The sequence below is a fragment of the Streptomyces sp. SGAir0957 genome, assembly GCF_043523415.1.
The window spans coordinates 6,041,010-6,064,597 of sequence record NZ_CP027293.1 but is presented as its reverse complement, the minus strand read 5'-3'; the positions used below and the strand labels follow the sequence as shown (position 1 = coordinate 6,064,597).

At 69.3% G+C, this 23,588-nt stretch carries 21 protein-coding genes; 6 read left to right on the top strand and 15 right to left on the bottom strand.

What is annotated here, in order from left to right:
* Positions 1 to 34: 34 nt before the first annotated feature.
* The 4 genes from C1N81_RS32245 to C1N81_RS32230 all read right to left on the bottom strand — a co-directional run bounded on the left by C1N81_RS32245 (position 35) and on the right by C1N81_RS32230 (position 4,230).
* Positions 35 to 1,672 carry a cytochrome bc1 complex cytochrome b subunit gene (locus C1N81_RS32245; RefSeq protein ID WP_394434830.1) on the bottom strand — a complete coding sequence of 546 codons (1,638 nt, stop codon included), beginning with the start codon at positions 1,670 to 1,672 and terminating at the stop codon, positions 35 to 37.
* Complete coding sequence (locus C1N81_RS32240; RefSeq protein ID WP_394434829.1) at positions 1,669 to 2,721, bottom strand: cytochrome bc1 complex Rieske iron-sulfur subunit; 1,053 nt, start codon at positions 2,719 to 2,721, stop codon at positions 1,669 to 1,671. The genes C1N81_RS32245 and C1N81_RS32240 overlap by 4 nt, the downstream gene beginning before the upstream one ends.
* The gene (locus C1N81_RS32235) at positions 2,718 to 3,527 is read right to left on the bottom strand and encodes a cytochrome bc1 complex diheme cytochrome c subunit (protein WP_394434828.1); all 810 of its coding nucleotides are present in this window, start codon (positions 3,525 to 3,527) and stop codon (positions 2,718 to 2,720) included. Before C1N81_RS32235 ends, C1N81_RS32240 begins: the two co-directional genes overlap by 4 nt.
* Positions 3,528 to 3,609: 82 nt before the next feature.
* On the bottom strand, positions 3,610 to 4,230 hold the full coding sequence (locus C1N81_RS32230) for an aa3-type cytochrome oxidase subunit III (RefSeq protein WP_394434827.1): 621 nt from the start codon (positions 4,228 to 4,230) through the stop codon (positions 3,610 to 3,612).
* Between the two features lie 175 nt (positions 4,231 to 4,405).
* Here C1N81_RS32230 and C1N81_RS32225 point away from each other — a divergent pair, with 175 nt between their 5' ends.
* Entirely contained in the window at positions 4,406 to 4,807 is a 402-nt protein-coding gene (locus C1N81_RS32225) for a DNA-binding transcriptional response regulator (RefSeq protein WP_394434826.1), read from the top strand.
* Positions 4,808 to 4,856: 49 nt separating this feature from the next.
* Here C1N81_RS32225 and C1N81_RS32220 read toward each other — a convergent pair whose 3' ends face one another.
* From C1N81_RS32220 to coxB, 4 genes are all read right to left on the bottom strand, one after another.
* Complete coding sequence (locus C1N81_RS32220) at positions 4,857 to 6,110, bottom strand: L,D-transpeptidase (RefSeq protein ID WP_394434825.1); 1,254 nt, start codon at positions 6,108 to 6,110, stop codon at positions 4,857 to 4,859.
* A 140-nt stretch (positions 6,111 to 6,250) separates the two neighbouring features.
* Entirely contained in the window at positions 6,251 to 6,649 is a 399-nt protein-coding gene (locus tag C1N81_RS32215) for a cytochrome c oxidase subunit 4 (RefSeq protein ID WP_394434824.1), read from the bottom strand.
* Positions 6,646 to 8,382: an aa3-type cytochrome oxidase subunit I gene (gene ctaD, locus C1N81_RS32210; RefSeq protein WP_394434823.1), complete on the bottom strand. Its 1,737-nt coding sequence runs from the start codon at positions 8,380 to 8,382 to the stop codon at positions 6,646 to 6,648. The genes C1N81_RS32215 and ctaD overlap by 4 nt, the downstream gene beginning before the upstream one ends.
* Positions 8,379 to 9,338, bottom strand: coding sequence for an aa3-type cytochrome oxidase subunit II (coxB, locus tag C1N81_RS32205; RefSeq protein WP_394434822.1), 960 nt, complete (start codon positions 9,336 to 9,338; stop codon positions 8,379 to 8,381). The genes ctaD and coxB overlap by 4 nt, the downstream gene beginning before the upstream one ends.
* 321 nt (positions 9,339 to 9,659) lie before the next feature.
* Between coxB and C1N81_RS32200 the strand changes: the two genes are divergently transcribed.
* On the top strand, positions 9,660 to 11,039 hold the full coding sequence (locus C1N81_RS32200; protein WP_394434821.1) for a cysteine desulfurase/sulfurtransferase TusA family protein: 1,380 nt from the start codon (positions 9,660 to 9,662) through the stop codon (positions 11,037 to 11,039).
* Positions 11,040 to 11,164: 125 nt separating this feature from the next.
* Here C1N81_RS32200 and C1N81_RS32195 read toward each other — a convergent pair whose 3' ends face one another.
* Positions 11,165 to 12,139: a carbohydrate kinase family protein gene (locus tag C1N81_RS32195; protein ID WP_394434820.1), complete on the bottom strand. Its 975-nt coding sequence runs from the start codon at positions 12,137 to 12,139 to the stop codon at positions 11,165 to 11,167.
* Between the two features lie 133 nt (positions 12,140 to 12,272).
* Here C1N81_RS32195 and C1N81_RS32190 point away from each other — a divergent pair, with 133 nt between their 5' ends.
* On the top strand, positions 12,273 to 12,482 hold the full coding sequence (locus C1N81_RS32190) for a hypothetical protein (protein ID WP_394434819.1): 210 nt from the start codon (positions 12,273 to 12,275) through the stop codon (positions 12,480 to 12,482).
* Between the two features lie 124 nt (positions 12,483 to 12,606).
* On the top strand, positions 12,607 to 14,109 hold the full coding sequence (locus tag C1N81_RS32185) for a hypothetical protein (RefSeq protein ID WP_394434818.1): 1,503 nt from the start codon (positions 12,607 to 12,609) through the stop codon (positions 14,107 to 14,109).
* Between the two features lie 80 nt (positions 14,110 to 14,189).
* On the opposite strand, the gene C1N81_RS32180 is transcribed toward C1N81_RS32185, so the two are convergent.
* Positions 14,190 to 14,546: a HesB/IscA family protein gene (locus C1N81_RS32180; protein WP_361068990.1), complete on the bottom strand. Its 357-nt coding sequence runs from the start codon at positions 14,544 to 14,546 to the stop codon at positions 14,190 to 14,192.
* Between the two features lie 296 nt (positions 14,547 to 14,842).
* Here C1N81_RS32180 and nadA point away from each other — a divergent pair, with 296 nt between their 5' ends.
* Complete coding sequence (gene nadA / locus C1N81_RS32175) at positions 14,843 to 16,048, top strand: quinolinate synthase NadA (RefSeq protein ID WP_394434817.1); 1,206 nt, start codon at positions 14,843 to 14,845, stop codon at positions 16,046 to 16,048.
* Positions 16,049 to 16,182: 134 nt separating this feature from the next.
* On the opposite strand, the gene C1N81_RS32170 is transcribed toward nadA, so the two are convergent.
* The 5 genes from C1N81_RS32170 to C1N81_RS32150 form a co-directional block, all read right to left on the bottom strand.
* Complete coding sequence (locus C1N81_RS32170; protein ID WP_394434816.1) at positions 16,183 to 19,305, bottom strand: efflux RND transporter permease subunit; 3,123 nt, start codon at positions 19,303 to 19,305, stop codon at positions 16,183 to 16,185.
* Between the two features lie 165 nt (positions 19,306 to 19,470).
* Positions 19,471 to 20,187, bottom strand: a complete 717-nt coding sequence (locus C1N81_RS32165) for a response regulator (protein ID WP_394434815.1) — start codon at positions 20,185 to 20,187, stop codon at positions 19,471 to 19,473.
* On the bottom strand, positions 20,184 to 21,413 hold the full coding sequence (locus tag C1N81_RS32160; protein WP_394434814.1) for a sensor histidine kinase: 1,230 nt from the start codon (positions 21,411 to 21,413) through the stop codon (positions 20,184 to 20,186). Before C1N81_RS32160 ends, C1N81_RS32165 begins: the two co-directional genes overlap by 4 nt.
* Positions 21,414 to 21,451: 38 nt before the next feature.
* Positions 21,452 to 21,730 carry a PspA-associated protein PspAA gene (locus C1N81_RS32155; protein ID WP_394434813.1) on the bottom strand — a complete coding sequence of 93 codons (279 nt, stop codon included), beginning with the start codon at positions 21,728 to 21,730 and terminating at the stop codon, positions 21,452 to 21,454.
* 37 nt (positions 21,731 to 21,767) lie between these two features.
* Complete coding sequence (locus C1N81_RS32150; protein WP_394434812.1) at positions 21,768 to 22,574, bottom strand: PspA/IM30 family protein; 807 nt, start codon at positions 22,572 to 22,574, stop codon at positions 21,768 to 21,770.
* A gap of 304 nt (positions 22,575 to 22,878) precedes the next feature.
* Between C1N81_RS32150 and C1N81_RS32145 the strand changes: the two genes are divergently transcribed.
* Entirely contained in the window at positions 22,879 to 23,508 is a 630-nt protein-coding gene (locus tag C1N81_RS32145) for a DUF3043 domain-containing protein (protein ID WP_394434811.1), read from the top strand.
* The last annotated feature ends 80 nt before the right edge of the window (positions 23,509 to 23,588 follow it).

Below are 23,588 nucleotides of genomic sequence, written 5' to 3'. Positions count from 1 at the left end.
GTGGCGGACAGCTGTCGGCTCAGCCGATCAGGGATCAGTGGTGGCCGTGGCCGCTGGTGATCTCCTTGTACTCCTCCGCGGTGGGCTTGGGGATCTGGTTGTTCTCCCCGTAGAAGCCCTTCGACAGCTTGGCGCGGGTCTTCTGCAGACGCGACTGCTTGCGCTCCACGCCGTTCTCGTCGACCGTCGGGCCGAGCTCGAGCGGCTGGTACTGCTCGTGCGCGGTGAGCGCGTGCAGCGACTCGGCGTCGAGCGGCTCGTGGACCTCGATGAACTCACCGTGCGGCAGGCGCTTGATGATGCCGGACTCGCGTCCGTGCAGCACCTTGTCCTTGTCGCGGCGCTGGAGGCCGAGGCAGATCCGCTTGGTGGCGATGAAGACCAGGACCGGCACGACGAAGAAGCCGATGCGGACGAACCAGGTGATCGCGTTGATCGACAGGTGGAAGTGCGTGGCCCAGAGGTCGTTGCCACCACCGACGAGCAGGACGAAGTACCAGGAGATCCACGCGGCGCCGAACGCCGTACGCGTCGGGACGTTGCGCGGGCGGTCCAGGATGTGGTGCTCGCGCTTGTCGCCGGTGACCCAGGACTCGATGAACGGGTAGACCGCGATCGCGACCAGGACCAGCGGGAAGATGACCAGCGGGATGAACACACCCAGGACGAGCGTGTGACCCCAGAGGTTGATCTCCCAGCCCGGCATCGTACGGATCAGGCCCTCGGAGAAGCCCATGTACCAGTCCGGCTGGGCGCCGGTGGAGACCTGGTCGATCCGGTACGGGCCGATGGCCCAGATCGGGTTGATCGAGGCGATCGCCGCGACGACCGCGATGACACCGAAGACGAGGAAGAAGAAGCCGCCCGCCTTGGCCATGTAGACCGGGAGCAGCGGCATGCCGACGACGTTCTTCTCGGTCTTTCCGGCACCCGCGAACTGCGTGTGCTTGTGGTAGAAGACCAGGATCAGGTGGGCCACCAGCAGGCCGAGCATGATGCCCGGCAGCAGCAGGATGTGGACCGAGTAGAACCGCGCGACGAAGTCGCCGCCCGGGAACTCGCCGCCGAAGAGGAAGAACGACAGGTACGTGCCGACGATCGGCACGGACAGGACCGCGCCCTCCATGAAGCGGACACCGGTGCCGGAGAGCAGGTCGTCCGGGAGCGAGTAGCCGGTGAAACCGGTGAACATGCCCAGGACGAACAGCAGGAAGCCGAACAGCCAGTTGACCTCACGCGGCTTGCGGAACGCGCCCGTGAAGAACACGCGCATCATGTGCACGAACATGCCGGCGAGGAAGATCAGCGCCGCCCAGTGGTGGATCTGCCGGATCAGCAGACCACCGCGCACATCGAAGGAGATGTGCATGGTCGAGTTGAACGCCTCGGACATCAGCTGTCCCTGCAGCGGGACGTAGCTGCCGTGGTACTCCACCTCGTTCATCGACGGGTGGAAGAACAGCGTCAGGTACACACCCGTGAGGATGATGATGATGAAGCTGTAGAGGCAGATCTCACCGAGCATGAAGGACCAGTGGTCCGGGAAGATCTTGCGCATGTTGGACTTGGCCAGGGAGTAGATCCCGAGGCGGCCGTCCGCCCAGTCGGCGACGCGCTCGCCGGCCGGTGCCTTCTCGCGAGAAGGTGCGTCGTTGGTGGTTGCAGTACTCATCCGCGCTCCCAGAAGGCCGGACCGACGGGCTCAGCGAAGTCGCCCTGCGCCACGAGGAAGCCCTCGTCATCGACGTCGATGTGCAGCTGCGGCAGTGCGTGACCGGCGGGGCCGAAGATGACCCGCGCACCGTCGGAGAGGTCGAAGGTGGACTGGTGGCACGGGCACAGCACGTGGTGCGTCTGCTGCTCGTACAGGGAGATCGGGCAGCCCACGTGGGTGCAGATCTTCGAGTACGCGACAACGCCCTCGTGGGACCACTCGAGCTCGCGCTTGTCCTTGATGTTCTCCGGCTGGATCCGGACCAGCATGAGCGCGGCCTTGCCCATCACCTGCTGGAAGTCCTCGTCGTGCTCCTCCACGCCCTCGGGCTTGGCGAAGGTGAGCGAACCGACCACGATGTCCGAGGCGCGCAGCGGCTCGTTCGTGTTCATGTTGACGAGCTTCTTGCCCTTCTTCCACGCCGTGTGGCGCAGCTTCGTCTCCGGCAGCGGGCCGAGATCACGAAGAAGGACGACACCGGAGAGCGGCACCAGGGCGAGCGCGCCGAAGAGGGTGTTGCGGATCAGCTTGCGGCGGCCGAACTGCGACTCGCGCGCGCCGTCGGCGAAGTCCTGCAGGACCTGCGCCTTGACCTCGGCCGGAGCCTCGATCGGGTGACGCTCGGAGGCGACCTCGACGTCCGACATCAGGGTGCGGGCCCAGTGGACCGCGCCCGCGCCGATGCAGAACAGCGCCACACCGAGGGTCATGCCCAGCGCGAAGTTGAGCGCGCTGATGTGACCGAGCGGGAAGATGTAGACGCTCGTGTCGACGTCGATGGTGACGTACGAGGCGATGAAGCCGACGGTGGCCAGCATCGAGATCGTGAACAGCATCGCCACGACGCGCTCGGACCGCCTGGCGGCCCGTTCCTCGATGTCCTGGATCCGGTGCTCGTGCTCCGGAAGGCCCGGGTCGGCGAAGGGGTTGTCCTTCACCGCTACCGAGCCGTGCCCGGTCTCCTGCTCGGTGGGCAGGTTCTCTTCTGGAATGTCTTGGCTACTCATGACTTCTTGGCCTTTGCGGTCCGAGCGGCGACCCAGATGGCGACGGCGACGAGGGCACCGAGACCGAAGATCCAGGCGAACAGACCCTCGCTGACCGGGCCGAGCCCGCCCAGCTTGAGGCCGCCGGGGCTCTCCGACTTGTCGCCGTTGACCGCGTCGAGGTACGCGATGATGTCCTTCTTGTTCTGCTTGGTCATCGTCGTGTCCGGGAAGGACGGCATGTTCTGCGGGCCGGTCTGCATGGCCTCGTAGATGTGCTTGGGCGCGACGTCCCCGAGGTTCGGCGCGAACTTGCCGTGGGTCAGCGCACCGCCCTCACCGGTGAAGTTGTGGCACTGCGCGCAGTTGGTGCGGAACAGTTCACCGCCCTTGGCGATGTCCGCGCCTTCCGGGCTGTAGTCCTTGGAGGTCGGCGTGGTCGGACCGGCACCCAGCGAGGCGATGTAGGCCGCGAGCTGGTCGATCTCGGACTGCGAGTAGATGACCTTCTTCTTCGGGACCTGAGCGCCAGGCTGCTGGGCCGGCATACGGCCGGTGCCGACCTGGAAGTCGACGGCGGCGGAGCCGACGCCCACCAGGCTCGGGCCGTCGGTGGTGCCCTGACCGCCGGTTCCGTGGCAGCTGGCGCAGCCGACGGAGTAGAGCTTCTTGCCCTCGTCGATGGCGAGGGACTGGGCGGTTTCATCGGCCTGCGCCTTGCTCGCGGGCGCGAACGCGGCGTACAGCCCCCCGGTGGCCGCCAGCGCGAGGAGTAGGACGACGACCGCCGCCAGCGGATGGCGTCGTCGTGCGGAGAGCTTTTTCACGGATTACCCCGGTGTCAGGATCTTCTGCGTCGGTGCTGCGGGAATGTGTCGGGTTTCTGCGCCCGATGCTGTGATCTTCGAACTACTTGATCAGGTAGATCGTGGCGAAGAGGCCGATCCAGACGACGTCCACGAAGTGCCAGTAGTAGGACACGACAATGGCGGCGGTCGCCTGCTCGTGGGTGAACCTCCGGGCCGCGTACGTCCTGCCGAGGACGAACAGGAAGGCGATGAGCCCGCCTGTCACGTGCATGCCGTGGAAGCCGGTGGTCAGGTAGAAGACCGAGCCGTACGGGTCGGAGGAGAGCGAGAGCCCGTCCTTCTTGACCAGCTCGGTGTACTCGTACACCTGACCGCCGATGAAGATCGCACCCATGATGAAGGTGACGATGAACCACATTCTGAGCTTCTTCACGTCACCGCGCTCGGCGGCGAACACGCCGAGCTGACAGGTCAGAGAGGAGAGCACCAGGATCGTGGTGTTCGTCGCCGAGAACGGAAGGTTCAGGCTCTCGGCCATTTCCTTCCAGTGCTCCGGTCCCGTCACCGATCGCAGGGTGAAGTACATCGCGAAGAGGGCCGCGAAGAACATCAGCTCGGAACTCAGCCAGATGATGGTTCCGACGCTGGTGAGGTTCGGTCGATTGACCGACGGGTGCGCGTGCCCGGTTTCTACTGTCGTTGCTGTCGCCACGACCGACATTATGTCGGTCGCTTATCTCGCCCTCACTCCGGGGGGTGCCGTTCGGAGTGTCTGAGGGGTGTGTCCAGCCCATATGGCCCATCGGAGGCGTGTACGAACCGGTGTTGACGGGCTGTCGGGAGGGGTAGGCTCCGCGCCAGGTACGCCCCTAGGACGCCGATGTCTCGGAGGAACGATGCAGTCGACCGCGACGGTTCTGGTTTACAGCGACGACGCCAACACGCGGGAGCAGGTCCGTCTCGCGACCGGGCGGCGCCCAGCGGCCGACGCGCCCGAGGTGCGCTTCGTCGAGTGCGCGACGCTCCCCGCGGTCCTCAAGGAGCTGGACAGGGGCGGTATCGACGTCTGCGTCCTGGACGGCGAGGCGGTGCCCGCGGGCGGCATGGGCGTGTGCCGGCAGATCAAGGACGAGGTCTTCGACTGCCCGCCCGTGCTGCTCCTGATCGGCCGCCCGCAGGACGCCTGGCTGGCCACGTGGAGCCGGGCCGAGGCCGCGGTGACGCTGCCGGTGGACCCGGTGGAGTTCGCGGGCGCGCTGGCCGGGCTGCTGCGCTCGCGCCGGGCCGTCACCGCCTGAGCGGCGCCGGAGGTCTCGCCCCCCGGATCGCCGGAGGAGGTCTCAGCCCTCAGATCCCGGGGCTGAGCCGCGCCTGGACGGCCGGGTCGGCCTTGCCCTCGGGGGTGAGGGCGCTGCCCGCGCGCCACTTCTTCCAGCTGACGTTCCAGTCGCCGAAGCCGTTGCCGAACGGGTCCATCTCCTGGCCGTAGCTGTTCACGACCTTGACGATGTCGCCCTCGCGGACGGTCTTGAAGAACCAGGCGGCGTTGGAGGTGCTCATGCCGGTGCAGCCGTGGCTGACGTTGGCGGCGCCCTGCGAGCCCACCGACCAGGGCGCGGCGTGCACGTACTCGCCGCTCCAGGTCACCCGGGTGGCGTAGTACACCGGCAGGTCGTACGAGTCCGAGCTGCCCTCGGAGATGCCGATGCTGGTGCCGCGCATCCGCACGAAGTACTCCTTGCCGAGCACGACCTTGACGCCGTTGCGGGTCTCGAAGCCGGGCTTGCCGGTGGTGACCGGGATCTCGTTGATGGCCTCGCCGTTGCGGTAGACCGTCATGGAGTGCGAGCCCGCGTCGGTGACCGCCTCGATGCGGTCGCCCGTGGAGATGGTCAGCGGCTTGCCGGCGCCGCCCCACAGCGTGTCGGTGACCTTGAGGCCCTTGAGGTTGCTGCGCGCCGTGATGGTGGCGTGGGCGGGCCAGTACTCCTTGGGGCGGTAGTGCAGCGTCTTGCTGTCCACCCAGTACCAGGAGCCGCCGTCGGCCTTGGGCTTGGAGTCCACCGTGAGGGCGCGTTCGACGATGGCGCGGGCCTTCTCGTCCTTGACGGCCTTGTTGAGCGTGGCCGTGATCGGCTGGCCGACGCCGTAGGTGCCGTGGTCGGGCCCGAAGGTGACCTTGAGCGCCTTCTCGCTGCTCGGGTTGCCCGTGTCGAACGTCAGGACCTTGCGGCCCGGCGCGCCGTCCTCGTCCTCGGTGCTGACGCGGACCGTGTACTGGGCCTCTGCGGCCAGCGGGGAGGTGGTGTGCCACCTGCGGCCGTCGGCGGAGAGTTCGCCCGCGACGTAGCGCCCCATGGCGTCCGTGGCCGTCACGTCGGTGATGCGCCCCTCGTCGCCCTGTGAGGTGACTTCCAGGGGCTTGTCCGGGTTCGCCTTCTGGCCGCTCTTGGGGCCGCTGAAGGAGATCTGGCCCGCCGCGTCGTAGGGCTTGGCGGAGAGCGGGTGGCCGGAGCTGCCGCAGGCCGTGACGCCCGCACCGAGTGCGGCCACAAGCAGGGTGCAGCCAAGAACCGTACGGATGCGCGGTGAGTGGTCCATATGGCCACGTTAAGAAGGTTCGGCGGGTACGGCGCGCCGAAGTGCGCCGCACGGGGCACGGCGCGACACGCCGAAGGGCCCGGACCCTCCGTCAGGAGTGTCCGGGCCCTTCGGTCACGGGAGTTCAGGAGCGCGTGAGGTCACTGCGTCCGGTTCTCGCCGCGGTAGTACTCGAAGACCCAGCCCCACAGGCCGAACAGGATGACCGGAGCCGAGAAGTACAGCAGCCACCAGCCGAAGACGACGCCCATGAAGGCGAGCGCGCCACCGACGGCCAGGGAGAGCGGCTGCCAGGAGTGCGGGCTGAAGAAGCCCACCTCGCCGGCGTCGTCCGCGACGTCGGCCTCCTTGTTGTCCTGCGCACCGGTGTCGACCCGCCGGGCCGTGAAGGCCAGGTAGTAGCCGATCATGATGCACAGGCCGAAGGCGAGGAAGAGCGCCGTCGTACCGGCCGGCTCCTTCGACCACACGCCGTAGACACCGGCCATGATCAGGACGAAGAGGCTCAGCCAGATGAACATCTTGCCTTGGACCTTCACTTGCCGGCCTCCTTGCTGCCAGCCAGCGCCTTGTCACCGTGGCTGGAGTTCTCCAGCTGGTCCAGGGCCGCGATCTCAGGGTGATGCAGGTCGAACGCCGGCGATTCGGAGCGAATGCGCGGCAGGGTGAGGAAGTTGTGCCGCGGCGGCGGGCAGGACGTCGCCCACTCGAGCGAGCGGCCGAAGCCCCACGGGTCGTCGACCTCGATCTTCTTGCCGTACTTGGCGGTCTTCCAGACGTTGTAGAGGAACGGCAGGATCGACAGGCCGAGGACGAACGAGGAGATCGTCGAGACCGTGTTCAGCGCGGTGAAGCCGTCGGCCGCGAGGTAGTCCGCGTAACGACGCGGCATGCCCTCGACGCCCAGCCAGTGCTGCACCAGGAACGTGCCGTGGAAGCCGATGAACAGCGTCCAGAAGGTGATCTTGCCGAGCCGCTCGTCGAGCATCTTGCCGGTGAACTTCGGCCACCAGAAGTGGAAGCCGGAGAACATCGCGAAGACGACGGTGCCGAACACCACGTAGTGGAAGTGCGCCACCACGAAGTACGAGTCCGAGATGTGGAAGTCCAGCGGCGGGGCCGCCAGGATCACGCCGGTCAGACCACCGAAGGTGAAGGTGATCAGGAAGCCGATCGCCCAGAGCATCGGTGTCTCGAAGGACAGCGAGCCCTTCCACATCGTTCCGATCCAGTTGAAGAACTTCACGCCGGTCGGTACGGCGATCAGGAACGTCATGAAGGAGAAGAACGGTAGGAGCACGCCGCCGGTGACGTACATGTGGTGCGCCCACACGGTCACGGAGAGACCGGCGATGGCGATCGTCGCGCCGATGAGGCCCGAGTAGCCGAACATCGGCTTGCGGGAGAACACCGGGATGACCTCGGAAATGATTCCGAAGAACGGCAGGGCGATGATGTACACCTCTGGATGGCCGAAGAACCAGAAGAGGTGTTGCCAGAGCAACGCGCCGCCATTCGCGGCATCGAACACATGCGCACCGAACTTGCGGTCCGCCTCCAGGGCGAACAGCGCGGCGGCGAGGACCGGGAAGGCCAGCAGGACGAGCACACCGGTCAGCAGCACGTTCCACACGAAGATCGGCATGCGGAACATCGTCATGCCGGGCGCGCGCATGCAGATGATCGTGGTGATGAAGTTGACCGAGCCGAGGATCGTGCCGAAGCCGGAGAAGGCCAGACCCATGATCCACATGTCGGCGCCGATGCCCGGCGAGCGGACGGCGTCCGACAGCGGGGAGTAGGCGAACCAGCCGAAGTCGGCCGCACCCTGCGGGGTGAGGAAGCCGGCGACCGCGATCAGCGAGCCGAACAGGTACAGCCAGTAGGCGAACATGTTCAGCCGCGGGAAGGCGACGTCGGGGGCGCCGATCTGCAGCGGCATGATCCAGTTCGCGAAGCCCGCGAACAGCGGCGTCGCGAACATCAGCAGCATGATCGTGCCGTGCATCGTGAACGCCTGGTTGAACTGCTCGTTCGACATGATCTGCGTGCCGGGACGGGCCAGTTCGGCGCGCATGAAGAGCGCGAGCAGACCGCCGATGCAGAAGAACGCGAACGACGTGACCAGGTACAGCGTGCCGATCGTCTTGTGGTCAGTGGTGGTCAGCCACTTGATCACGGTGGCGCCGGGGCTCTTGGGCCGAGCCGGCAGCTCCTTCTCGTACGAGTCGTCAGCTGCCGCGGCACCCTTGGGATCGTTGAGGATGCTCACAGGTTGTTCGTCTCCCGGTTCTTCTCGTGTTCCGTCTGGGCGATGCCAGACGGGACGTAACCGGTCTGCCCCTTCTTGGCAAGGTCCTTGAGGTGCTGCTCATAGCGCTCAGGAGAGACGACCTTCACGTTGAAGAGCATCCGGGAGTGGTCGACGCCGCAGAGCTCGGCACACTTGCCCAGGAAGGTCCCCTCCTTGTTGGGGGTCACCTCGAACGCGTTGGTGTGGCCCGGGATGACGTCCTGCTTCATGAGGAACGGCACCACCCAGAAGGAGTGGATGACGTCGCGCGAAGTGAGGACGAAGCGGACCTTCTCGCCCTTGGGGAGCCAGAGGGTCGGGCCGGGGTTGTTGGTCTGCGGGTTCCGCGTACCCGGGGTGCCCACCTCGTAGACGCCGCCGGCGTTAGCCGGGAAGTCGTCCTTGAAGCGCTGGGGGATCGCCGAGAGCTCCTTGGAGGTCTTGGCGTCACCGTCGACACCCGGCACGTTCTCGACGTAGTTGAAGCCCCAGCTCCACTGGTAGCCGACCACGTTGACGGTGTGCGCCGGCTTGTCGTCGAGCTTGAGCAGCTTCGACTCGTCGCGCGCGGTGAAGTAGAAGAGGACCGACACGATGATCAGAGGAACGACCGTGTAGAGGGCCTCGAGCGGCATGTTGTACCGCGTCTGCGTCGGAACCTCGATCTTGGTGCGGCTGCGCCGGTGGAAGATGACGCTCCACAGGATCAGCCCCCACACCAGCACGCCCGTGGCGAGCGCTGCCGCCCACGAGCCCTGCCAGAGGGAGAGGATCCTTGGGGCCTCCTCCGTCACCGGGGTGGGCATACCAAGACGGGGGAAGTCCTTGTATGTGCAACCGGTAGCGGTTACCAGGATCAGGCCCGCAGTCAGCACCTGCGGCAGCTTCCGCCGCATCGGGCGCCGCGACGAGCGGTCGGAGCCGTTGGGACTCACGTAGCGCCTTCCCGAGAGTCTCGCCCGCGCTGGTTGGCTACGGCCGTCTCGCTGGTCGCTCGCCGCCCTGGCACACGGGCAGGGGTTTGGATGTTTATGCGGAGCAAACCCTACTGGACGCTATTTGGGGTCGCGCGGGGAGGGTGCCTAACGCGCCGCGGGTCACTCCGAAGGGTGGGATCCGGGTCCGCCGGGCGTTTCTGACGGGGGGTTGGGGGGCGCCCTCCGGGGTGGGGAGCCATGTGGAGTGGCGGCCACCGGTTCGTCGTGGTCGCTCGCGCAGTTCCCCGCGCCCCTCAGCGGCGTTTTAGGTTTGGCGGCGTGGGTTACTTCGATGTCGCTTCCTCTGCTCCCCTTCATCCCGTCGCGCGGCAAGCGCTTCAGGCCTCCCTCGACGAGGGGTGGGCCGATCCGTCCCGGCTGTATCGGGAAGGGCGAAAAGCGCGTCTTCTCCTTGATGCCGCGCGGGAGGCCGCCGCGGAGGCGGTGGGGTGCCGGACCGACGAGCTCGTCTTCACCTCGTCGGGGACGCGGGCCGTGCACGACGGGATCGCCGGCGCGCTCGCCGGGCGTCGGCGTGTCGGGCGCCATGTCGTGGTCTCGGCGGTCGAGCACTCGGCGGTACTCCATTCAGCGGCGGCCCATGACGGGGCCGGTGGGCAGGTGACCGAGGTGGGCGTCGGACGGGAGGGCGCCGTGTCCGTCTCGTCCTACGCCGACGCCCTGCGGCCCGACACCGCCCTCGCCTGTCTGCAGTCGGCCAACCACGAGGTGGGGACGGTGCAGCCGGTCGCCGAGGTGGCCGAGGTGTGCCGGGCGGCGCAGGTGCCGCTGTTCGTGGACGCGGCGCAGTCGCTGGCGTGGGGGCCGGTGGAGGGTGCCTGGTCGGTGCTGGCGGGCAGCGCGCACAAGTGGGGAGGCCCGGCCGGGGTCGGGCTCCTCGTCGTGCGCAAGGGCGTGCGGTTCGCGCCGCAAGGGCCCGCCGACGAGCGGGAGTCCGGGCGGGCCGCCGGGTTCGAGAACATTCCGGGCATCGTGGCCGCCGCCGCCTCGCTGCGGGCCGTGCGCGCCGAGGCGGCCGGTGAGGCGGCGCGGCTGCGGGAGCTGACGGAGCGGATCCGGGCGCGGGTGCCCCGGCTCGTGCCGGACGTGGAGGTCGTCGGGGATCCGGAGCGCAGGCTGCCGCATCTGCTGACGTTCTCCTGTCTCTATGTCGACGGGGAGACGCTGCTGCACGAGCTGGACCGGGCCGGGTTCTCGGTGTCGTCAGGGTCGTCCTGCACGAGCAGCACGCTCACCCCGAGCCATGTGCTCCGCGCGATGGGGGTGGTGAGCGAGGGCAATGTACGGGTGTCGCTGCCGCTCGGGGTCGAGGAGGCGGAGGTCGAGCGGTTCCTGGCGGTCCTGCCGGATGTCGTGCGCGGGGTGCGGGAGAGGCTCGGGGTGTTCGTCGCCCCGTCGCAGGGCTCGGCGGAGGCGGTGACCGTCGACGCGGTGGGCATGGTCTGCCCGCGGCCGGTGATCGAGCTGGCCCGCGCGATCGGAAAGGTCCGGGTGGGCGGCACGGTCACGGTCATGGCCGATGACGAGGTTGCCGCCGTTGACATTCCTGCCTGGTGTTTCACGCAGGGCCATGAGTATGTGGGGGCGTCCCAGGGGCTTGAAGGGGCCGTCTCCTATGAGGTGCGGAGAGGTCTTTAGGGGCGCGGGGAACTGCGCGACCAGCCACGACGAAAGCCGCAGACGCGTCTGCCCGGTGCATGAGCAGACGCGTCTGCGGCTTTTCGGTGGCTGGTCGCGCAGTTCCCCGCGCCCCTGGCGGGGCCTCAGCCGAGGTACGACTCCACTTCCTCAGCGGCGGCGTCCCCGTACGCCTTGCGGAAGCGGTCCATGAAGGGCGCCCGGCGCAGCGCGTACTCCTGGGTGCCCAGGGTCTCGATGACGAGCGTGGCGAGCATGCAGCCGACCTGCGCCGCGCGCTCGAGGGAGACGCCCCAGACGAGCCCCGAGAGGAAACCCGCCCGGAACGCGTCGCCGACACCCGTCGGGTCGACCTTGGCCTGCTCCTCCGGGCAGCCGACCTCGATCGGGTCGTCGCCGACGCGCTCGATGCGGACGCCGCGCGCGCCGAGCGTGGTGACCCGGTGCCCGACCCGGCCGAGGATCTCCGCGTCGCTCCAGCCGGTCTTGGACTCGATGAGCCCCTTCTCGTACTCGTTGGAGAAGAGGTACGTGGCGCCGTCGAGGAGGCGGCGGATCTCGTCGCCGTCCATGCGCGCGATCTGCTGGGAGAAGTCGGCGGCGAACGGAATGTTCCGGGTGCGGCACTCCTCGGTGTGGCGGGTCATCCCCTCCGGGTCGTCCGCGCCGATGAGCACCAGGTCGAGGCCGCCGACGCGGTCGGCGACGGTCTTCAGCTCGATGAGGCGGGCCTCGCTCATCGCACCCGTGTAGAAGGAGCCGATCTGGTTGTGGTCGGCGTCCGTGGTGCAGACGAAGCGGGCCGTGTGCAGGGTCTCGGAGATACGGACCGAGTGGGTGTCCACGCCGTGCCGGTCCAGCCAGGCGCGGTACTCGTCGAAGTCGGAACCCGCCGCGCCGACCAGGATCGGGCCGGTGCCGAGCTGTCCCATGCCGAAGGCGATGTTGGCGCCGACGCCGCCCCGGCGGACGTCGAGGTTGTCGACGAGGAAGGAGAGGGAGACCGTGTGCAACTGGTCCGCGACGAGTTGGTCGGCGAAGCGGCCGGGGAAGGTCATCAGGTGGTCGGTGGCGATGGAGCCGGTGACTGCGATTCGCACGGCGAGGTCACGCTTCCTGAGGAGAGAGGGGTTGACGGTTCACGCTATCGGGTCGAACACCCTGTCCTGAAGTGGGGAAACTACCCGATAGTAGGGCTTTTTTCCTGAGGCGTGGCGTGCTTACGGTGCGAATATGACCTACGACGTGTCGTTCATGACCCAGGACGGGCTCGCGGCGTTGCGCGGCGACTGTGCGCGGATGGTGCCGCACTGGGTACTGCCACGGGCGCCCTGGGAGACGGACCGGGCGGTGCGGGCGGTCGGCGCGGCCGGTATCCACGGGGTCGTCGTGCCCGCGAAGTCGGCGCGGCTCATCGACGCGATGGCGGACTTCGGCGACTGAGCGCAAGCCCGGGGCGCGTAGAAGGGAACCGCGCGCTCCCCTGTCACGTCCCATCGCTGTCCCCTTTCGCTCTTCCGCATCGAGGGGATACGGGATACGGCGCGACAGGTGAAGGAGCGATGCGGTGAGCACCGAAGAGCAGACGCAGGATCGGCATCCGCGGCGGCGCACGCTTGCGGTCGCCTCGGTGGCGGCGGCTGTGCTGCTCGCGGGGGGCGGCGGCGCGTACCTCGCGGCGCAGAACACGTCGGGCGGTGGCGGCGAGCCCCGTACCGGCGGCGCCGGAGGTGACGGCACTCCCCCGCCGCTCGCCCTGGACGGTTACGCGCAGGGCGGCGGTCCGGGGACGACGAACGGGATCGCGCCGGGCGAGCCCGACCCCAACGGCACGCGGTACCGGGCCTCCGGCGATCTTCCGGAAGGGCCCGGCAAGGCGCCGGTCTACCGGGCCGAGGGCCAGGTGACGGCCGCGGAGGTGGCCGCCCTCGCGAAGGCCCTCGACATCGACGGCACGCCCGAACTCCAGGGCGGCACCTGGCGGTTGGGCCCGGCGAAGGACGGCTCGGGGCCCTCACTCCAGGTGACCCGGGAGGCGCCGGGGACGTGGACGTACGCGCGGTACGCGCCCTCCGCGGGGAACAAGTGCGCGGGCGGGACGAAGTGCGCCGACCCGGCGACCGGCGGCAGCGAGAAGGACGCGGTGAGCGAGGCCGAGGCGAAGGAGACCGCGGCCCCCCTCCTCGAAGCGCTCGGCGAGGACGACGCCGCGCTGGACGCGACCCAGCTCATGGGCGCCACCCGGGTGGTGAACGCCGACCCCGAGATCGGCGGCCTGCCCACGTACGGCTGGTCGACCGGGATCCAGATCGGCCCGGACGGACAGATCAGCGGCGGCAGCGGGCAGCTGAAGGCGCCGGTGAAGGGCGCTACGTACCCGACGGTCGGCGCGAAGGAGACGATCGAGCGGCTGAACAGCTTGGCGGCGGGCGACCGGGCGTCGGTGGGCGGATGCGCGAGCGCGGTCCCGCTGGACGGGGCCGGATCGGGCAGCGCGGAACAGGGCGCCGGGTGCGCGCCGTCGTCGCCGCGACCGCCCGCGTCCACGACGGTCGAGGTCTCGAAGGCCACGTTCGGGCTGGCCGCGCACTATGAGCGGGGGCGGCAGGCGCTGGTGCCGTCGTGGCTGTTCCAGGTGGAGCCGGCCGGGCAGGCGAAGGCGTTCACGGTGACGCATCCGGCGGTGGAGCCCCGGTTCCTGGCGGCGCCGAAGAGCCCCGCCGCTCCCTCCTCCCCCGCGTCCCCGTCCGCGGGTTCGGGGTCGCAGACCAGTGACGTACGGGTGCAGGGGTACCGGAGCGACGGGCGGACGCTGACGCTCCACTTCACCGGGGGCGTGTGCGCCACGTACGCGGCGTCCGCGAAGGAGTCCGGCGACGAGGTCACCGTGCGGGTCACGGCCACCGAGAAGAAGGGCACCGTCTGCATCGAGATGGCGAAGTACTACACGCTGCCCGTGACGCTCGACGCGCCGCTCGGCGACCGTGACGTCGTACGGGAGAACGGCGGGACCGTGCCGCTCGCGGAGAAGAACGGGCCGGGCGGGGCCAGCCCGGCGCCCCGGGACTGAGTGTCGGGGGCACGGCGAAGGGCGGTCACCCCGTACGGGATGGCCGCCCTTCGCTTTACCGGCTTCGGTGCTCGCTCGCTCTAGCTGAACGAGTCGCCGCAGGCGCAGGAGCCCGTGGCGTTCGGGTTGTCGATCGTGAAGCCCTGCTTCTCGATGGTGTCGACGAAGTCGATGGAGGCGCCGCCCAGGTACGGGGCGGACATGCGGTCGGTGACGACCTTGACGCCGCCGAAGTCCTTCACGACGTCACCGTCGAGCGAGCGCTCGTCGAAGAAGAGCTGGTAGCGCAGGCCGGAGCAGCCGCCGGGCTGAACGGCCACCCGCAGAGCCAGGTCCTCGCGGCCTTCCTGCTCGAGCAGCGCCTTGACCTTCGCCGCGGCGTTGTCGCTCAGGATGATGCCGTCGCTGACGGTGGTGGTCTCGTCCGATACGGACATCTACATCTCTCCCGGGTTGTACGGAGACTGCTTGCCGACCATTGCAACCGGCAAAGGCCCGGATCCATTCCGGATCGTCGGGACGTTTCGCGCTTCTCTTTCATGCTCGCACACCCGCGGCGCAGCGGGCACGGGACGGCCTGGGCGGATTGCGTCACATCGACGACATCGGCATCGTCAACGTGACGTGAAGGGGATATGATAGATAGCGTCATTTCGACGAGAAGTGACGTGAAGCAATGCTTAGCAAGCAATGCGAAGTATCGAGAGAAGTCTCGTTCCGCGAACAAGAAAGGGTGCGTGACGTGACCACGGCCCAGACCCCCCAGGCAGTCGTCGACCTGGACGTTGCGCCGACGCCGCTGGCGCTCCTGCTGCTCGGCCGCGAAGCCGACGCCGCGAGCGAGCGCGGTGTCGACTGCCCCGGCGACCTGCCCTCGCCCTCCGACCCCGACCTGGTGGAGCGGGCCCGCGCGGCCAAGGAGAAGCTCGGCGACAAGGTGTTCGTGCTCGGGCACCACTACCAGCGCGACGAGGTCATCCAGTTCGCGGACGTCACCGGAGACTCCTTCAAGCTCGCCCGGGACGCCGCCGCGCGGCCCGAGGCCGAGTACATCGTCTTCTGCGGTGTGCACTTCATGGCCGAGTCCGCCGACATCCTCACCGGCGACGATCAGAAGGTCGTCCTGCCCGACCTCGCCGCCGGCTGCTCCATGGCCGACATGGCCACCGCCGAGCAGGTCGCCGAGTGCTGGGACGTGCTCACCGACGCCGGGATCGCCGAGCAGGTCGTGCCCGTCTCGTACATGAACTCCTCCGCCGACATCAAGGCGTTCACCGGCAAGCACGGCGGCACGATCTGTACGTCGTCCAACGCCGAGCGGGCCCTGAACTGGGCGTTCGAGCAGGGCGAGAAGGTGCTCTTCCTGCCCGACCAGCACCTCGGGCGCAACACCGCCGTGCGGGACCTCGGCATGTCGCTCGACGACTGCGTCGTCTACAACCCGCACAAGCCGGGTGGCGGGCTGACCGTGGAGCAGCTGCGGGCCGCCAAGATGATCCTGTGGCGCGGGCACTGCTCGGTGCACGGGCGGTTCTCGCTGGAGTCCGTGAACGACGTGCGCGAGCGGATACCGGGCGTGAACGTCCTGGTCCACCCCGAGTGCAAGCACGAGGTCGTCGCGGCGGCGGACTACGTCGGGTCCACGGAGTACATCATCAAGGCGCTCGAAGCCGCGCCGGCCGGGTCCAAGTGGGCCATCGGGACCGAGCTGAACCTGGTGCGGCGGCTCGCCAACCGGTTCGCCCCCGAGGGCAAGGAGATCGTCTTCCTCGACAAGACGGTGTGCTTCTGCTCGACCATGAACCGGATCGACCTGCCGCATCTGGTCTGGGCGCTCGAGTCCCTGGCCGAGGGCCGCCTCGTCAACCGCATCGAGGTCGACCGCGAGACGGAACAGTTCGCGAAGCTGGCGCTTGAGCGCATGCTGGCCCTGCCGTAGCCCCGTAAGGGGGCGCGGCGCGCTCAGCCGACGAAAAGCCGCAGTCGCATCTGCTCATGTACCGAGCAGACGCGACTGCGGCTTCGTCGTGGCTGGTCGCGCAGTTCCCCGCGCCCCTAGGGGGTCAGACCCCGTCAGACCCCGGCCCGCTCGGGCTCTGAGGGCACCGCCTGGGCAGGCACCCTCTTCGCCGCGCGCTTGGCGGCCCGGCGCTCCTTGCGGAGCTCCAGCATCGCGTACAGCGTCGGCACGAGCAGCAGCGTCAGCAGCGTCGAGGTGATGAGCCCGCCGATCACGACGACCGCGAGCGGCTGGGCGATGAAGCCGCCCTCGCCCGTGACCCCGAGCGCCATCGGCAGGAGCGCGAAGATCGTGGCCAGGGCCGTCATGAGGATCGGCCGGAGGCGGTGGCGGCCGCCCTCGACCACGGCCTCGACCACGCCGCGCCCTTGGGCCCGGTACTGGTTGATGAGGTCGATCAGGACGATGGCGTTGGTGACCACGATGCCGATGAGCATCAGCATGCCGATCATCGCGGGCACGCCCATCGCCGTACCGGTGAGGACCAGCAGACCGATCGCGCCGGTCGCCGCGAACGGGATGGAGACCAGCAGGATCAGCGGCTGGGCCAGCGACCGGAACGTGGCGACGAGCAGCATGAAGACGATCGCGATGGCCGCGAGCATCGCCAGGCCCAGGTTCTTGAAGGCGTCGTCCTGGTCGGAGGTGACACCGCCGATGGAGGCGGTGGCGCCCTCGGGCAGGTCCAGCTGGTCGATCTTCTTCTGGAGGTCGGTGCTGACCGCGCCCGTGTTGTCCCCGGTCGGCTTGGCCGTGATGGTCGCCGCGCGGGCGCCGTCGATGCGGGTCATGGAGACCGGCCCGTCGACCAGCTCGACCGTGGCGATGTCGCCGAGCTTCACGCCGCCCGGACCCATCGGCAGCTTCTTCAGCCCGTCGATGGTCGAGGCCGGCTTCGCCGACTTGACCACGACGTCGCGCTCGGTGTCGTCGAGGATCGCCTTGCCGCTGGTGGTGCCGCGCACCGCCTGGGCGACGGCGGCGCCGAGCGTCGTGTCGTCGAACCCGGCCGCGGCCGCCTTGCTGTTGGCCTTGACCGAGATCCGCGGCACCGACTGCGACAGGTCGCTGGAGACGTCGGTGACGTCGTCGATCGAGGCGACGGCCTTGCGGACCTGCTCGGCCGCCTTGTCGAGCACGGAGCCGTCGGCGGCCTTCACGACCACGCTGAGGTCCTGGCTGCCGAAGCCGTCACCGGCGGAGATCCGGGTCGTGCCGATGCCGGACAGCTTGCCCAGCTCGCGCTCGATGCGGTCCTGCGTGTCCTCGTAGGACGCCTTGTCCTTGAGCGTGACCTGGTAGGACGCCTGGTTGGTGTCGGTGCCGCCGCCGAAGGCGGCCATGAAGCCGGACGAGCCGACGGTGACCTGGTAGTCCTCGATCGCGTCGAGGGACTTGAGCACCTTCTCGACCTGCTGCGCCGCGGCGTCGGTCGCGGCCAGGCTGGTGCCGGGCTTCATCTCCTGCTTGATGGAAAGGACTTCCTGCTCGCCCTGGTCGAAGAAGTTCGTCTTGAGCAGCGGCGCCATGCCGAATGTGCCGAGGAGCACGACGACGGCGATGAGCAGGCTGGTCATACGGCGGCGCGTCGCGAAGCGCAGCACCGGGACGTAGATGCGCTGGAGGCGGGAGCGGGCCTCCTTCTCCTCGGCCTTGCGGCGGGCCTCCTCCGGGTCGATGCCCTGGATCGCCTTGGGCGGGCGCAGGAACCAGTAGGAGAGGACCGGGACGACGGTGAGGGAGACGAGGAGGGAGGCGAGCAGCGCCGCCGTCACCGTCAGCGAGAACGAGCCGAACAGCTCGCCGACCATGCCGCCGACCAGGCCGATCGGCAGGAACACCGCGACCGTGGTCAGGGTGGAGGACGTGACCGCGCCCGCGACCTCGCGGACCGCCTTGAGGATGGCCTCCTGGCGCTCCTCGCCGTAGCCGAGGTGGCGCTTGATGTTCTCCAGGACGACGATCGAGTCGTCGACGACGCGGCCGATCGCGATGGTCAGCGCGCCGAGCGTGAGCATGTTGAGGGAGAGGTCGCGGGTCCACAGGACGATCAGCGCGAGGACCACCGACAGCGGGATGGAGACCGCGGTGACGAGGGTGGAGCGCACCGACGCGAGGAAGATCAGGATGATGACGACCGCGAAGAGCAGGCCGAGCGCGCCCTCGGTGGTCAGCCCGGAGATGGACTTGGAGACGGCCGGGCCCTGGTCGCTGACGACGGTCAGCTCGGCGCCGGAGCCGAGGTCCTTGCGCAGGTCGGCGAGCTTGTCCTGGACCGCGTCGGAGATGGTGACGGCGGAGCCGTCGTGGTCCATCGTGACGGCGACGGCGAGGCTGGGGCGGCCGTCGGTGCGGGTGATCGAGTCCGCGGTGGACTGCTCCTGCTTCACCGTGGCGATGTCGGCGAGGCGTACGGGCTTCTTCACGCCCTGACCGGTGACCATCAGGTCCTCGATCTGCCGCAGCGAGGTGAAGCCGCCGCCGACCTGGACCGTGCGGTTCTTGCCGTCCTCGGCGAAGGAGCCCGCGGGCAGGGTGGCGCCGCCGGCCTGCAGGGACTGGCTCAGCGTCTGGACGGTGATCCCGGCCGCGGCCATCTTCCGGTCGTCCGGCGTGACATTGACCTGGAGGTCGCGGACGCCGTCGACGCTGACCTGGCCGACGCCGTCGATGTCCTTGAGGGCGGGGACGACGGTCTTGTCGAGCTGGTCGGCGAGCGCCTGCTGGTCCTTGTCGGAGGTGACGGCGAGCACGACGGTCGGGATGTCGTCGGTGGAACCGGCGACGACCTGCGGGTCGACAGCGTCCGGCAGCTGGGAGCGGGCCCGGTTGACGGCCTGCTGGACGTCGGCGACGAGCTGCTTGGAGTCGCTCGCGCTGCCGTAGTCGAACTGGGCCATCACCAGCGCGTTGCCCTCGGAGGCCGTGGAGGTGACGCCGGTGATCCCGTCGACGGCGTCGATGGAGTTCTCGAGCGGCTCGACGACCTGCTTCTCCACCACGTCGGGGGACGCGCCCTGGTACGGGGCCAGGACGGAGACCATGGGCAGTTCGATGGTGGGCAGGAGCTGCTGCTTGAGCTGGGGGATCGCTATCGCGCCGAAGACGAGCGCGATGATGGACACCAGCCCGATCAGGGCACGTTGAGCGAGGCTGAATCTCGACAGCCAGGACATGGCGCGGGGTTCTCCAGGGCGTGTGAGGGGTGGATGACGGCCCTCCGCGCGGACATGCGCTCGGGCCCACCTACACCCTCAGCCACGGCAACAGCCCGATTCGTCGCTCCCAGGTCCCGTTCTTACGCGGCGCCTACTGCGGCCGTAGTACGTACGGCGGTGGAGTCACTCCACCCTTGGACGGACGAGGCCCGATTCGTAGGCAATTACCACGAGTTGGGCGCGGTCGCGGGCGCCGAGCTTGGCCATGGCGCGATTCACGTGGGTCTTCACGGTGAGCGGACTGACCTCCAGGCGCTCGGCGATCTCGTCGTTGGAGAGGCCGCCCGCGACCTGGACCAGGACCTCCCGCTCGCGCACGGTGAGCGCGGCGAGCCGCTCCGCGTGGGCGCCCCCGGGTGCCGTGTCGTCCGAACCGTCGCTCTGCGCGAGGAACTTGGCGATCAGGCCCTTGGTCGCGGCGGGCGAGAGCAGCGCGTCCCCGGCGGCCGCGACACGGACGGCGCCGAGGAGCTCGTCGGGCTCCGCGCCCTTGCCGAGGAAGCCGGAGGCGCCGGCCCGCAGCGACTGCACCACGTACTCGTCGACCTCGAACGTCGTCAGCATCACGACGCGGACGTGGGCGAGTTCGGGGTCGGCGCTGATCTCGCGGGTCGCGGCGAGCCCGTCGGTGCCGGGCATCCGGATGTCCATGAGGACGACGTCGGGCCGCTCGGAGCGGGCCAGGCGCACCGCCTCGGCGCCGTCGGACGCCTCCCCCACCACCAGCATGTCGGCCTCGGAGTCGACGAGGACCCGGAAGGCGCTGCGCAGCAGAGCCTGGTCGTCGGCGAGCAGCACCCTGATCGTCCGGGTGGCGTCGTCGGTCGTACCGCTCGTCATGGCGTGGCATCCCCTGGTGTGGTCGTGCGGGCGTCGACCGGAAGGATCGCATGAACGCGGAAACCGCCGCCGTAGCGCGGTCCGGTGGAGAGGCGGCCGCCGAGCGCGGTGACGCGTTCGCGCATACCGAGCAGGCCGTGGCCGCCGTTCTCGTCGAGGCGGTCGGCGGGTACGGGCTTCGCGCCCGGCCCGTTGTCGATGATCGTGATCTCCACGTCCCGCCCGACGTGCACGACGCTGACCTCGGCCTTCGCGTCGGGCCCCGCATGTTTCCGTACGTTGGTCAGCGCCTCCTGGACGACGCGGAAGGCGGCCAGGTCGACGGCCGCGTGCAGCGCCGGGGCGGCCGCGGTGCGGGCCACCTCGACGGGGAGCCCCGCGTGCCGGAAGGTGGCGACGAGGTCGTCGAGCCGGTCGAGTCCCGGCGCCGGTTCGGTCGGCGCCTCCGGGTCGCCGCTCTGCCGCAGCAGGCCGACGGTGGCGCGGAGTTCGTCGAGCGCGGAGCGGCTGGCGTCGCGGACGTGCGAGAGAGCCTCCTTGGCCTGGTCGGGCCGCTTGTCCATGACGTGCGCGGCGACCCCGGCCTGCACGTTGACCAGGGCGATGTGGTGGGCGACGACGTCGTGCAGATCGCGGGCGATCCGCAGCCGCTCCTCGGCGACGCGCCGCCGCGCCTCCTCCTCCCGGGTCCGCTCGGCCCGGTCGGCGCGGTCGCGTATGGCCTGGATGAAGGCGCGCCGGGAGCGGACCGCGTCGCCCGCCGCGGCGGCCATCCCGGTCCAGGCGAAGATCCCGATGTTCTCCTGCGCGTACCAGGGCAGGGGGCCGACGAGCATGGCGATGGCGGTGAGCACGGCCATCGTGGCGAGGCCGACGCGCCAGGTGGTGGGCCGGTCGGTGGTCGCGGCGACGGTGTAGAGCGCGATGACGGCGGACATCACGACGGGCGCCCGGGGCTCGCCCGTCACGAGCTCGACGACGGAGACGGCCGAGGTCGCGCCGAGGACGCACATGGGGGCGGCGCGCCGGAAGACGAGCGCGGCGGCGCCGAGCACCATGAGGACGAGGCTGAGGGGTTCCGGGGTGCGGGCGCCCCAGACGTACGACCCGTCGGGGCCGTGCGGGTCGACGAAGGAGCCGGCGACCATGGCGGCGAGAACGCCGAGGGCGACGATGGCGTCCAGGGCCAGGGGATGCGCCCTGGCCCACCGTACGAGGGAGGTCACCGGGTTCACGGTAGCCGTCCCCCGTAACCCGGCGCGGGTCAGCCCGGGATCAGGCCGTCGTCGCTGAGCATCTCCCTGACCTCGTCGAGCGTCGCGTCCCCGGCGGGCAGGATCAGCTCGGAGGGTTCCAGGGCGTCGTCGGGGAGCGGGGTGCCGAGGCGGCGCACGGCGTCGAGGAGCGCGGAGAGCGTGCGCCGGAACCCCTCCTCGTCGCCGCCCTCCATCTCCGCGAGCAGTTCGTCGTCCAGCTTGTTGAGCTCGGCGAAGTGGCCGTCGGCCAGCCTCACCTGACCCTCCCCCATGATCCGTACGATCATGACGCCCTCCTCGGGGCTGTTGCCGCCTCTGCTGCGGCTACTGCTTGTCGAAGCGCGGGGTGTCCTGCGGCTGCTGCTGCGACTCCTTGCCCTGGCCCTGGCCCGCGCCGCCCTCGATCGCCTGCTGGGACGGCGAGGAGCCCCCGGCCAGCTCGGCCTTCATGCGCTGCAGCTCCAGCTCCACGTCCGTACCGCCGGAGAGGCGGTCCAGCTCGCTCTGGATGTCGTCCTTGGCGAGCCCGGACGGGTCGTCGAGGGCGCCCGAGGCGAGCAGCTCGTCGATGGCGCCGGCCCGCGCCTGGAGCTGGGCCGTCTTGTCCTCGGCGCGCTGGATCGCCATGCCGACGTCGCCCATCTCCTCGGAGATGCCGGAGAACGCCTCGCCGATCCGGGTCTGCGCCTGGGCCGCGGTGTAGGTGGCCTTGATGGTCTCCTTCTTCGTGCGGAAGGCGTCGACCTTGGCCTGCAGCCGCTGGGCGGCGAGGGTGAGCTTCTCCTCCTCGCCCTGCAGCGTCTGGTGCTGGGTCTGCAGGTCCGTGACCTGCTGCTGGAGCGCGGCGCGACGGGACAGCGCCTCACGGGCGAGGTCCTCGCGGCCGAGCGCGAGCGCCTTGCGGCCCTGGTCCTCCAGCTTCGAGGACTGGCCCTGGAGCTGGTTCAGCTGCAGCTCGAGGCGCTTGCGGCTGGTCGCCACGTCGGCGACGCCGCGGCGCACCTTCTGGAGCAGCTCCAGCTGCTTCTGGTACGAGTAATCGAGGGTCTCGCGCGGGTCCTCGGCCCGGTCAAGGGCCTTGTTCGCCTTCGCGCGGAAGATCATCCCCATACGCTTCATGACACCGCTCATGGGCTTCGCGCGCCCCCTTCTGACAGATCCGACCGGCCGTTCCAGCTCCAGCACTGCGACAGAATCCACAGTACGGGTCCTGCATCTATTACCGCACTGTTCAGGTGCGGATGCGCTCATCCCCAAGGACGACTGCGTACGCCTCCGCTCCGGCGTGAGGAGTAGGTGTGTCCCTACGGAAGGGTCCCTGCGGAGTCCCCGCGGAGTCCCTGCGGAGCCCCCGCGGAGGCGGCTCCGCCGTTTCCCTGCGGTGCCCCTATGGACGCACGACGTTGCCGGATCGTTCCCCACGGGCCTGTGGTCCATGCACGGCCACCGCGTACCCTTGGCTTTTGTGTTCCGTAGCCGATCCAAGGACGACAAGGCCCCCGCCGCCAAGGCCCCGGTGACCTCCTCGTCCACGCAGACCCGAGACCCGCAGGCGCCCAAGGGCCGCCCCACGCCCAAGCGCAGCGCGGCCCAGTCGCAGCGCCGCAGCGTGGCCAACACGAAGATGACGCCGAAGGAGGCGCGCTCCCGGCAGCGCGAGGAACGCCGCACCGCGATGGAGCGTCAGCGCGCCGCGCTGGCCAGCGGTGACGAGCGGTACCTGCCGGCCCGCGACAAGGGTCCCGTGCGCAAGTACGCGCGCGACTTCGTCGACTCGCGGTTCTGCATCGCCGAGTACTTCCTGCCGATGGCGGTGATCATCCTCGTCCTGAGCATGGTCCGCGTCGGGTCGCTGCAGAACATCGCGCTGCTGCTCTGGCTGTTCGTGATCGTCGCGATCGTCATCGACTCGGCCATCACCGGCTTCCGCCTGAAGAAGAAGCTGGCGGAGAAGTTCCCCGACGAGCGCCGCAAGGGCGCGGTGGCGTACGCCCTCATGCGCACGCTGCAGATGAAGCGGCTCCGTCTGCCGAAGCCGCAGGTCAAGCGCGGGGAGCGACCCTGAGCACGGAGTCCTTCACCGGGGGCGCGGCGCGCGCCTGGCAGGCGAAGCTGGGCGGTCTGCGCAATGTCGTCCGCCAGGAG